Source organism: Kitasatospora sp. NPDC059327, from assembly GCF_042752535.1.
In the GTDB taxonomy this organism is placed as follows: Bacteria; Actinomycetota; Actinomycetes; order Streptomycetales; family Streptomycetaceae; genus Kitasatospora.
Window position 1 is genome coordinate 1 of sequence record NZ_JBHYYB010000195.1, and the last position, 7,089, is coordinate 7,089.

The 7,089-nt window shown below is 69.3% G+C and carries 5 protein-coding genes; all 5 read left to right on the top strand.

The window, feature by feature from the left end; genetic code table 11:
- The first annotated feature begins 103 nt into the window (after nt 1-103).
- The 5 genes from ACFXHB_RS43905 (at nt 104) to ACFXHB_RS43925 (ending at nt 6,892) form a co-directional block, all read left to right on the top strand.
- Nucleotides 104-1,573, top strand: coding sequence for a site-specific integrase (locus tag ACFXHB_RS43905; RefSeq protein ID WP_380582713.1), 1,470 nt, complete (start codon nt 104-106; stop codon nt 1,571-1,573).
- Nucleotides 1,573-3,288: a hypothetical protein gene (locus ACFXHB_RS43910; RefSeq protein WP_380582715.1), complete on the top strand. Its 1,716-nt coding sequence runs from the start codon at nt 1,573-1,575 to the stop codon at nt 3,286-3,288. The genes ACFXHB_RS43905 and ACFXHB_RS43910 overlap by 1 nt, the downstream gene beginning before the upstream one ends.
- Nucleotides 3,285-5,483 carry a site-specific integrase gene (locus tag ACFXHB_RS43915; protein WP_380582717.1) on the top strand — a complete coding sequence of 733 codons (2,199 nt, stop codon included), beginning with the start codon at nt 3,285-3,287 and terminating at the stop codon, nt 5,481-5,483. The genes ACFXHB_RS43910 and ACFXHB_RS43915 overlap by 4 nt, the downstream gene beginning before the upstream one ends.
- Entirely contained in the window at nt 5,480-5,941 is a 462-nt protein-coding gene (locus ACFXHB_RS43920; protein ID WP_380582719.1) for a hypothetical protein, read from the top strand. Before ACFXHB_RS43915 ends, ACFXHB_RS43920 begins: the two co-directional genes overlap by 4 nt.
- Nucleotides 5,942-6,049: 108 nt before the next feature.
- On the top strand, nt 6,050-6,892 hold the full coding sequence (locus ACFXHB_RS43925) for a hypothetical protein (protein WP_380582721.1): 843 nt from the start codon (nt 6,050-6,052) through the stop codon (nt 6,890-6,892).
- Nucleotides 6,893-7,089: the final 197 nt, after the last annotated feature.

Genomic DNA, 7,089 nt, shown 5'->3' on the forward strand with positions numbered 1-7,089 from the left:
TTGTCTCCGCTTAGTTCCCGTGTGTGATTAGCCCCAAGTGAGGCTGTGGCCTTGGGGTTTGTGAGTTGCCTCGGGCCGTGTGGTGTTTCTACTGTCAGCGCTCGTGATCCTGACCTTCTTCTCCTCCCACGGCTGGCAGTCCTGGGACATCGAGCACCGGCCGCTGATCCCCGAGGGGATGCCCGTGCTCGTCGACGACGACCTGATCTTCGAGGACGGCCCGGCCGCGCCGCGCCCGGCTGCGGTGGTGAACCGCTGGTTACGCGAGCTACCGGCGAGCGGGGCACCGGCGCCGAGCTCGTGGGAGAACTACGCGAGGGTGCTCAAGGCGTGGACGGAGTTCCTGGCCGAGCACGGAGTGGGGCTGTTCGACTCGCGGGAGCGGTTGAAGGCGGGATTGAGCCGGTATGCCGAGCACCGGGCTGCGGGGTCGGCCGCGGCGCGGTTCGCGGCGACGACGTGGGGCCAGCACATGAGCATCCTGTCGCTGTTCTACCGGTGGGCGATGGCGGAGGGGTACGCGCCGGCGGAGCCGTTCACCTACCGGTCCGCGCGGGCGCTGTTCGCCGGGACCGGCCGGCAGGTGCAGGTGAACCTGGCGGTCCGCCGCACGCCGAAGCCGCATGTGACGATCAAGTACCTGGAGCCGGACTTCACCGAGCTGTTCCGCAAGGGACTGCGCGGGCTTGCGCCGGACGGCTCGCAGGACACCGGTTTCCACGGCCGGGAGCTGGCCCGCAACGCCGCGATCGGCGACCTCGCGCTGGCCACCGGGCTGCGGCTGCAGGAGTTCACGCATCTCCTGCCATGGGAGATCCCCGCGCTGCCGCCGGCGCCAACCACAGCTCCGATCCCGTTCCCGGTGCCGGCCGGGATCACCAAGGGGAAGAAGTTCCGCACCACCTGGATCTCCTACGAGGCTTTGGCTGCGGTGTGCGACTACCTGGAGCTGGACCGCGCGGCCACGGCCGAGGGCTCGCCCTGGCGGCCGCCGCGGCGGTGGGGCGACCCGCTGCTGGTCACCGACCCGGATGCCCGAGGCGGGCGGATCAACGGCATCCGGCGCCCCTGGGAGTCGCTGACCTGCGCCGAGCGGCGTCGGCTGGTCGCTCCTGAGGGCGGTTCGTGCCTGCTGGCCGTCAAGAACGGGGGCGGCCCGTTCACCGCCTGGGCGACGGTCTTCGAGCGGACATCCGACCGGATCCGGGCCCGCTTCGAGCCCCGCTTTCCGCACGTCTGGCCGCACCGATGTCGCCACACGTTCTCGATGAGGACCCTGGAATACCTGGTCAGCGGGCACTACCGGCAGGCCGCGAAGCTGGTGAGGGACACCGACGCTGATGTCGCGCTGGTCTTCTACCTCTCCAAGGCCGACCCGCTGCTGGTGCTACGTGACCTTCTCGGCCATTCCACCGTCCTGACGACGGAAAAGTACCTCCGCCGCCTGGACACCACCCGTATCTACCGGGACGCCTACGAGGGTGCCGGGGCGGCAGCCGGGCTGACCGGCGATGCGGAGGCCGAGAACGAGGCTGCGGACGAGTTCGCTGACGACCAGGACGGGGGCGTGTGATGCCGACGATGCTCATCGACGAGCCGCTCTCCCTGAGCTGTGTGTTCAGCGACGGCGGTCGGGCCGAGTACTCCCTGGACGGGCTCCCCAACCCGCGCCTGGCCAGGGATCTGGCCACTGGCCTGGTCGATCTGATCCATCCGCACGGCACGGCGGACTCGGCCGGGACAGTCAACTTCTACGTCCAGGCTCTGCGGAACATGGTGCGAACCCTGGCCGAGCGAGGGTTCACCGGCGGCGCCGCCCAGCTGCGGCGCGGGCAACTCGCCGAGTTCTGGATGGCCAGCCCCCGCCGGCTGGAAGCTCACACCCGCGCCTTGCTGGAGGGATTCGCCCAGGTCGGCGGCGTCCTCGATCCCGGGGTGATGGAGCTCGCGGCTGGCCGGCACTTCAATCCGCAGCCGAACCGGCAGGTGCTGCCGCCCTACTCGGAGGCGGAGTGGCAGCGGCTGACCGAGGTCTGCCGCACCCTGGTCGACGACTCCTACGCCGCCCACCGGCAGGCCCTGGCCGCTGCCGCCGAGGGGCGTCACCCCCGCGAGGGTGGGTGGAAGCCGGGGAATCTGGGGTGGCTGCTGGCCCGGGTGGGTCCGGTCAGTATCCGCGCGTTCGGGCAGCACGTGGATGTCTCGGCCGCGGTGGTGCACAACCGGGGCGGTTTCCATGACGCGACGCGGGCCCTGTTTCCGCACCTGGACGTGCTGATCGCCTACCGGCTGCTGTTCGGCGTCTGCTCGGGCATCGTGCCCGACGGCATTGAGGAACTGGTCACCGAGGACATCGACTGGGCCGGGGACTCCACGGTCCTGCTCTCCTACGTCAAACGCCGCACTGCGGAGGAGAGTCTGGTCCTTCCGCGCCGGGCGGTGCGGCTCTTGGAGCAGTGGCTGGCCCACTCCGAGCTGCTGCGAAGTTTCGTGCCCGCGGGAGAACGCGGCCGCCTGTGGTTGGGGGTGAGCCGGGCCGGTGGAGATCGGCGAGTGCGGCGGATCGACCGTGTCGCGGTCCAGCGCTGGGTCCTTCGCCACGGCCTGACCGGGGATGACGGGCGCCCGTTGAAGGTCCATCGGTCCCGGATCCGCACCACCCATCAGGCCATGCGGGACAAGGGCACCTGGACCGGCAGCGGCCGGGCGACCATCGACCCGAACCATACGCCGTCCGTCGAGGGCGACCACTACCTGACCGCGACGACCCCGGCCCAGCAGCACGCGGTCGAGGCGATCGTCGAGGACGCCCAGCACGATCTGCTGCGTCGCTCCCACCCGCCCACGGTGATCACCGAGCAGGACGCGGTCGCCCTGGCCGCCGGCTACCCGCAGCTGGTGGCGGCCATGGACCTGGACGACGCGGCGGTCGCCGAGCTGGTCGGCGGAGCGCGGGACGTGTTCACCGCTGCCTGCGGCGACCAGCTCTCGGGACTGCACGGTCCCAAGGGCAAACCCTGTCCCGCGAGGCCGTGGGTCTGTCTGCTCTGCCCGCTGGCGGTGTTCGCCCCGCGCCACGCGGTGAACCTGCTGCGGCTTAAGGCGTTCTTCTCCCGGCAGTGGCAGCAGATGCCAGCCGCTCAGTTCATGGCCGTCTTCGGCCCCTACGCCGCCCGGATCCAGCAGGTCCTGGACCGCTTCGACCCCGCGCTCCTGGCCGCTGCCGCAGCACAGGTCGCCGACAGGGACGACGAACTGCCCCTGCGTCCCGAGGAGATGACCGCATGACGACTGCCGTCGCCTACCCCGAAAACGACCGGTCCTCGGTCTTCGCTGGCGCCGATGTCTGTCGGGAGGCCGGGTTCACGCTGCCCAAGACCACGTGCCGCCCGCTCTTCAAGGATGACGCCTGGGACTTCACCGACGTGGTCGGCCTACCGGTCCAACTCGCCCTCTGCACCAGGCGCTTCGACTTCACCGCGATCACCGACCCGCGGTGGCGGCTGGTCGCGAAGGAACTGGTCCTTGCGATGCTCGCCCCGGGGCATCCGGCGGTGGCCCCGCTGCCACGCGCCCACCGCACAGCCCTTCACCTACGTAGTTGCGCTGGACGGTTGGACGAGCTCACCCGGTTCTTCCATTGGCTCGGCGAACGGGGCGTCCCGAGCCTGCAGCAGGTCGACACCCAGATCTGCGAGGCATACCTGGCCCACCGCCGCTACGTTCGCGACGAGCGCGGCACGGTGGTCGGCGAGAACAGTCCAGGCACCCGGCGCGCGGCCGCTCAGGTCGCCGTCGACCTGGTCAACTACAGCGAACTGTTCAGCGCCGACCGCGTTCCTGCGGACTTGCGGCCCTGGGGCGGCGCCACCGCCTCGGCGGTCGCCGAGATGCCCAGCGGCAGGACCGAGAACAAGACCCAGCCGGTCCAGGACCAGATCCTGCAGCCGATGCTCGCCGCCGCCCTCTACCTGGTCTCCGCCCTGGGCCCGCACGCCGTCGCACTGGCCGGGGAGGTGCGGGCGGCCGACCTCGCCTCCTCCACCAAGACGGAAGGGCTCAGCCACGGCGGCCCCACCTTCGGCACCGACGTTACCAGGCTGCTGGACGAGTACGAGCGAACGTGCACACCACTGCCCATGGTGCCCGAGCACTACGTCACCGACCGGCTGGCCGAGGGCTGGTCTCCAGATGATCCGCTGCTGCGGGTGGCCACCGGGGTGCTGGCACGGCAAGCCGGGTTCAGCCAGTTCTGGTCGCGCCGGCTCCCAGAACTACGGAGCCGACTGGAGACCACCGTCGCCGCAGTCGGAGTGGAGAAAGCGTTCGCCCGAGAAACCGAGCAGGTCACCGCCGCCGACGGGACCTCCGCCCTGCCGTGGACCGTCCCCCTTCACCGCCCCCAGGCGGTCGCCCTGCTCGGGATCGTCCGCACCGCTTCAATCATCGTCCTGGCGGCGATCTCCGGAATGCGTGCGAGCGAGTTGATGGAACTGCGCGTGGGCTGCCGCCGCCCACCCGAGGAGCCCGTCGCCGGTTTCACCCGCTACCGGATCGCCAGCAAGGTCGTCAAAGGCCAGCCGCTCGGTGGGACCGACGACGAATGGGTCGTCATCGAGCCGGTCTATCGCGCCGTCGAACTGGCCGAACAGCTCCACGAGAACCCCGAGGACGGCGTCCTGCTCTTCGGCCGGTTCGCCTTCAGTGTCCGCTACCGCTGGTTCCGCAATTGGGTCAACTCGCAGGCCGGACAACGAATCGGACTCGCGCCGATCCCCCCAGGGCCCGTGAATCTGAGGATGCTCAGGCGCACTTTGGCCCTGGAGATGGCCTACCGGCCCGGAGGCGTCCTCGCGACCAAGATCCACCTCAAGCACATCGCGGTCGCCACGACCGAGGGCTACAGCTCGCGCCCCGGCGGAGCCCAGGCCGAACTGCTGGCCGAGGTCAACAAGTACGAGAGCGACCGCAACCTGGACCTGGTCCTGGCCGAGTTCCGCAACTACCAGCAGGGCATCCTGCCCGCCGGCCCCGGCGCCCGCAGCCTCACCGAGTTCTTCGCCAGCGTCGACGAGAAGCTCGAACCGACCGCAGCACCGGCGCCCAGAACCCAGCGCAGTGACCGGGACGTGCTGAACCTGCTGACCAAGCGCGCCAAGACCCTGCACATCGGCCCGGCGAACTTCTGCTGGTTCACCGACCCCTCCCGCGCGCTCTGCCTCAAACTCGCCGGCACCCCCACCGCCGACCGGCCACTGGTCGGGATGTGTGACTCCGCCCGCTGCCCGCAGGCCACCCACCACCCCTGCCACCGGCCCGTCTGGGCCGAGCACGCGGAGCGCACGAGGACGTTCCTCGGGGACTTGGGCAAGACCCGCCGGACCGAACACGCCCGCCTGCGAAACGATTACGACCGGGCCCTTCGGGTCGTCGCCGAGATCGACGCAGCCGCCACCGACCAACCCTCCGAGGACCCCGTATGAGGATCACCGCAGCACAACGGACCGAGAACGAGAACCGCATCCGGGCCGCCATGGACCGTCTCCTGCGCGGCGAGATCCCGCCCGGCGGCACCTGCGACATCAAGACCCTCGCCCGCGAGGCCGCCGTCGACCGCACCGCGTTCTACGGAACCCGTCCCTATGCCCACCTCCGGGAAGAGTTCGAACACCGGCTGCATTCCCTCCAAGCCATCGGAGAGACCCCCGACCCGAGGAACGCCCAGATCGAGCGGCTCAAGACAGAGGTCACCAATCTCAAGGCCCGGCTCGCCCGAGCGGACGGCACTGTCGAGGAGCTCACAGACTTCCGCGCTCAGGCCCTCGCCCGGCTCGCCGCCCAGCATGAAGAGATTGTCCACCTCCGACAGACCGCCGCGGCGGCGAGCCGCGTGACCCGGCTTCCTACCGCCCGCAGCACATCGATCGGATCATCCAGCTGACTCACGGACGCGACCGACCTGTGTCAGCCGGCCGGGAAAGAAGTGGCCCCCTGAGGTGCACAGAAAGTAGTTTGTCTCCGCCCTGCACGCCGCCCACAAGGAGTTCTCATGTTCGAAAACATCCGGGGCCTTTCTCCAGAGCGTGCCGCACGACTTGCCAACCTGGTTGAGCAATGTGAGCCGCTGCTGGACCAAGGCGAGGGCATGGAACATGTCCAGCGGCGGCTGCGGGACCTCGGGGCTGGGGTCTTGGACTCGATTGTTGTTACCCGGGAACTGCTCGGAGTCGGCCTCGGGGAAGCAAAGGAGATTGTGCTGTCGAGTGCCGCGCGGACCACCGAGCTGTGGACGCATCAGCAACTCGTGGACGTGACGGAGCGAGCGAAGGACGTTGCCGACGGCCTCCTGCAACTGTCCCAGACCGTAGGGGCCACCAGGATCGTCGCCATCGATGGCACTGGAGGTTCAGGCAAGACGACGTTGGCTACGGCGGTGGCCGGATACCTCGACGGCGCCGTCATCGTCCACGTCGACGACTTCTACCGTCCGATGCCCGACCGCGAGCGCGAACAACTCGACGCAGAACAGGGCTACCACCTCTACTTCGACTGGGAACGTCTCCGGGACCAGGTCCTGACCCCGCTGCGGGACGGCCAAGACGCCCGCTACCAGCTCTACGACTGGACCACCGGACAGCTCGGGGCCTGGCGCGAGATCGCCTCTGGAACCGCGGTGATCGTCGAAGGGGTCTACGCCGCGCGGCCGGAGCTGGCCCCCTATTACCACTTCACCGCCTACGTCGACACCCCGCGAGGCGTCTGCCTACAGCGCATGCGAGGACGCGGCGAGAACCCTGAGGAGTGGATCACACGTTGGCGCGCCGCCGAGGACTACTACCTGCACACCACATGGCCCCAGACCAGAGCCAAGCTCCTCGTCAGGGGCTACTGAAACAGGAGGAGCGCATCACCGACGCGACCCGAACTGCTTCTGGCCTGACCGCCCGTCACCCGCAAGTGTGGTCTCCGTCACGCGAGAACGCCCGCATTGCAACACGGCGCATCGTCAGTGCGGCAAACGCCCGCTCCGAGACTCGCCAGCTCCATACCAACACGGAGTGATCCGCACACGGCCTCTGCGGACACAAG